The following is a 4,460-nucleotide window of genomic DNA, read 5'->3' on the forward strand; positions in this document are numbered from 1 at the left end:
CGGCGTGGCTACGAGGTGGCCGAGGCCGACTCGGCGGCTAGGCGGCTGGTGGCCAGCCACGCGTTCGGCATGTACGACCACGGCTACGTGACCAAGCGCCTGCACGGCAAGGTGCGCTACCGCCTTGTGGTGGAGGTGAGAAATGGCCGCTACCGCACGCAGTTCACCGATTTCACCTTCGCCTACTACCAGGACGACCGCAGCGCCCACCTGCAGCCCACCGGCAAAACCAAACCCTTGGAAGACGCCACGGCCCCCGGCTGGCAAAAGCTCTGGGAAGCCCACCGCCACGACACGGCCACCACCGTGGCCGCCCTGGCCGGCGAGCTGAAAACCGCCATGCTGGCCGTGCCCAAGCCGCCGTTGCCCCCGATTTCGCGCGCGGCCGACTGGTAGCCGGTGCCGCATTTAGTACTGCTTCATTCACTTTCTAACCTTTAATACCGATGCAAACAACCCCGACGCAAAAACCGAACTACGTGCCGCTAATCCTGCTGCTGGCGCTGGGCCTGCTGGCCGCCATGCGCCCGGCGCTGCCCGCCACCATCGTTACCGACGGCATCAACTCCGGCGATACGGCCTGGATGCTGTGTGCCACCGCCCTAGTGCTACTGATGACGCCCGGCCTGGCCTTCTTCTACGGCGGCATGGTGAACTCGAAAAACGTGATTTCGACCATGCTGCAGAGCTTCGTGGCCATGGGCATCATCAGCCTGCTGTGGGTGGTGGTGGGCTTCTCACTGTCGTTTGGCGATTCCATCGGCGGGTTTATTGGCGACCCGCGCACGTTCTTCCTGTTCCGCAACGTGCTCGATGGCAAGCCGTGGTCGCTGGCGCCCACCATTCCGCTGATGCTGTTCGCATTTTTCCAGATGAAGTTCGCCATCATCACGCCGGCACTCATCACGGGCTCCATTGCCGAGCGCATCAACTTCAAGTCCTACATCCTCTTTATCGTGCTGTTCAGCCTGGTGGTGTATGCGCCGCTGGCACACTGGGTGTGGCACCCCGACGGCTTCCTGTTCAAGCTGGGCGTGCTCGATTTTGCGGGCGGTACCGTGGTGCACATGTCGGCCGGCTGGGCCGCGCTGGCCTCGGCCCTGTACCTGAAGCCGCGCAAGTCGCACGGCTCGGCCGAGGTGCTGCCGCCGGCTAACATTCCGTTTGTGCTGCTGGGCACGGGGCTGCTGTGGTTTGGCTGGTTCGGCTTCAACGCAGGCTCGGCCACGGCGGCCAATGCGCTGGCCGTAAGTGCTTTTGCGACGACCAACGTGGCCGCTTCGGCGGCCGGCGTGGCCTGGGTGCTGTTCGATGTGGCGCGGGGCAAAAAGCTCTCGGCGCTGGGCTTCTGCATTGGCGCGGTGGTGGGCCTGGTGGCCGTAACGCCCGCTTCGGGCTACGTGACGGTGCCGGTGAGCATCTTCATCGGCGTGATTGCCGGCATCACGAGCAACTTCTTTGCGCACCTGCGCTCCAAATCGCGCCTTGATGATACGCTCGACGTGTTTCCCTGCCACGGCATCGGCGGGATGGTGGGCCTGATTATGACGGGCATCTTCGCCAGCAAGGCTGTGAATGCGGCCGCCACCGACGGCCTGGCCTACGGCGGCACCGAGCTATTCTTGAAGCACCTGCTGAGTCTGGTAGTGGTGTCGGCCTTCGTGTTCGTGGCCTCGTTTGCACTGCTCAAAATCACCGACCTGCTGACCCCGCTGCGCGTGAGCGAGGAAGAGGAATTGCAGGGCCTCGACCTGAGCCAGCACGAAGAGCAGCTGCTGGTAGGGGCGTAGAGACGCATAATTGCGTCTCATCGTTGAACGACGACGTGAGCACGGCACCGGGCAAGTTTACTCACCAAACGAAACCGGGCCGCGCTCACATTGTCGTTCAATTCATCGTTCAACGACGAGACGCGAAGTGTTGCGTCTCTACACCGGTTCCGCAATCCTGATGCGCACACATCACACCGCCGAAGGCCGGGGCAGTAGCTCCGGCCTTTTGGCGTTTGGTCGCGGCTTCACGCAGCCAACGGCCGGTTGGCCCATCTTTGCGGCCGATGAAACTCCTGACTCTCGCGCTGCCCGCCCTGCTGCTGGGCGCTGCCCGCCCCGCCGCCCAGGCCCAACTGCTCCAACCCAAGCCCACCTTCACCCGCGCCGACTCGCTGCGCGGCAGCCTAAGCACGCCGCTGCGCACCTGCTACGACCTCAACTACTACCACCTTGATGTTCGGCTGGACCCGGCCAAGCGGTTCATTAGCGGTTCCAACCTGTTTCGCTTTACCGCGACGCAGGATTTTACGCGGCTGCAATTCGACCTGTTTGCTAACCTGCAGGTGGAGAAGGTGCGCTACAAAGGCAAAGACGTGCCCTTCACCCGGGAGGCCAATGCGGTGTTTGTGACGTTCCCGAAAGCCATTGCCAAGGGCAGCCGCGACGAGTTCATGGTGCAGTATTCCGGCAACCCCACGGTGGCTAAAAAGGCCCCTTGGGATGGCGGCATGGTCTTCACCCAGGATGCGGCCGGCAAGCCTTGGGTGGCCACAGCCTGCCAGGGCACCGGCGCCAGCATCTGGTGGCCCACCAAAGACCAGCAAGCCGACGAGGTCGACTCCATGCTCATCAGTATCAGCGTGCCGCAGGGACTGAAGGACGTATCGAATGGCCGCCTGCGCAAAACCACCAAGCTGAAGGATGGCTACACCCGCTTCGACTGGGCCGTGCGCAACCCCATCAACAACTACGACGTGGCCCTGAACGTGGGCGACTACCAGCATTTCTCCGACTCCTACCAGGGCGAGAAGGGCCTGTTGACGCTGGATTACTGGGTGCTGCCCGAGAACGTGGCCAAGGCCAAAACCCAGTTTGCCGCCAACGTGAAACCCATGCTTAAGAGCATGGAAAGCTGGTTCGGGCCCTACCCGTGGTACCAGGACGGCTACAAGCTCGTGGATGCCCCGCACCTGGGCATGGAGCACCAGAGCGCCGTGGCCTACGGCAACAAGTATCAGAACGGTTACCTCGGCCGTGACCGCAGCAACACCGGTTGGGGCTCGAAGTGGGACTTCATCATCATTCACGAAAGCGGACACGAATGGTTCGGTAACAACATTACCACCAAGGATATTGCCGATATGTGGGTGCACGAGGGTTTCACCTGCTATTCGGAAGGGCTATTCGTAGAAAGCCAGTTTGGCAAGCAGGCGGGGCAGGAGTACATCCACGGCCAGCGCCGCAACATCCAGAACGACGAGCCCATCATCGGGCCCTACGGGGTGAACAAGGAAGGCTCGGGCGACATGTACGACAAGGGCAGCGCCATGCTCAATACCCTGCGCACCATTTTGAACAATGACGAGAAGTGGCGCCAGATTCTGCGCGGCCTCAGCAGTACCTTCTACCACCAGACCGTGACCGGCCAGCAGGTGATGGACTATCTCAACCGCGAGAGCGGCCAGGATTTCAGCAAAGTATTCGACCAGTACCTGCGCCACGCCAGCCTGCCCATCCTCGAAGTGCGCTTTGAGGATGGCAAAACCCTGGCCCGCTGGGTGAGCGAAGTGCCTAAATTCGACATGCCCGTGCGGGTGCGGCGTAAGGGCGGCGAGTACCAATTTATCAAGCCCACGGCCCGTTTCACGGAGATGAAGGAGCTGGCCGGTGCCACCCGCGAAACGCTGGAGGTGGATACGTTCAACTTCTACATCGGCGTGCTGGTTGACTAAGAGCGTATTCGGATTTTGTAGAAAGGGTTTCTGAAACGTCATGCTGAGTGCAGTCGAAACATCTCTACTAGAATAGTAAATATGAATTACTTCTGAGGTAGAGATGCTTCGACTGCGCTCAGCATGACGTTCTATTGAATTTCCAAATATGCCCTGACCAACCCCGTTTTCCTGATGCGCGAGCACATTCCCACCTACCAGCTCCAAGCTTTTGCCACCTCCGACGGAAGCCCGGTAGCGGTTTACTTTCCCGACTATGCGGCCCCGGCCAAACCCCGGATTCCGCTGGACCGGCCGTACCGCGGCGACTACTATAAAATCAGCCTCTGCCTGCGGGGCACGGCCGAGCTGAAGGCGAACCTGGAAACCTACGCCGTCGGGCCCAACTGCTTGGTGCTGGCCACGCCCGACGTTATCAAGCAATGGCTGCACATCGCCGCCGATTACGAGGCGCTGTCCGTCTTTTTCACCAAGGACTTTATCACGACCAACAACGCGGCCACCGGCAAGCTGCGCTTTTTCGTGGCGCCGCCCACCTACGTGCTGCAGCTCTCAGCCGCCCAAGCCGCCAGCCTGGCCGATTCCTTTCGGTTTCTGCAACAGAAATACCGCACGCCCGGCCCGGCGCGGGACAACATCCTGCAAAGCATCCTCAACGGCTTGCTCTACGAAATCGGCGCGCTCTACGAGGGCCAGCCCGCGCCGCCCCCGGCCGGCCGCAGCCAGCAGCTGGCCG

4 protein-coding genes are annotated in these 4,460 nt (G+C 61.6%); all 4 read left to right on the plus strand.

The window, feature by feature from the left end; all coding sequences use genetic code 11:
• On the plus strand, positions 1–396 hold a 396-nt coding region (locus ACYVDE_RS15375), incomplete at its 5' end, for a hypothetical protein (protein ID WP_460502419.1).
• 50 nt (positions 397–446) lie between these two features.
• The gene (locus ACYVDE_RS15380) at positions 447–1,790 is read left to right on the plus strand and encodes an ammonium transporter (RefSeq protein ID WP_460502420.1); all 1,344 of its coding nucleotides are present in this window, start codon (positions 447–449) and stop codon (positions 1,788–1,790) included.
• 266 nt (positions 1,791–2,056) lie between these two features.
• Entirely contained in the window at positions 2,057–3,724 is a 1,668-nt protein-coding gene (locus ACYVDE_RS15385) for a M1 family metallopeptidase (RefSeq protein WP_460502421.1), read from the plus strand.
• 174 nt (positions 3,725–3,898) lie between these two features.
• Positions 3,899–4,460, plus strand: a 562-nt coding sequence (locus ACYVDE_RS15390; RefSeq protein WP_460502422.1) for a hypothetical protein, incomplete at its 3' end; no start/stop codon positions are given.

It is taken from the genome of Hymenobacter agri, assembly GCF_054778495.1.

What these genes read in the sequence shown, in the direction of transcription:
- ACYVDE_RS15380 (WP_460502420.1), top strand. Translation starts at nt 447, where the DNA reads ATGCAAACAACCCCGACGCAAAAACCGAACTACGTGCCGCTAATCCTG.
- ACYVDE_RS15385 (WP_460502421.1), top strand. Translation starts at nt 2,057, where the DNA reads ATGAAACTCCTGACTCTCGCGCTGCCCGCCCTGCTGCTGGGCGCTGCC.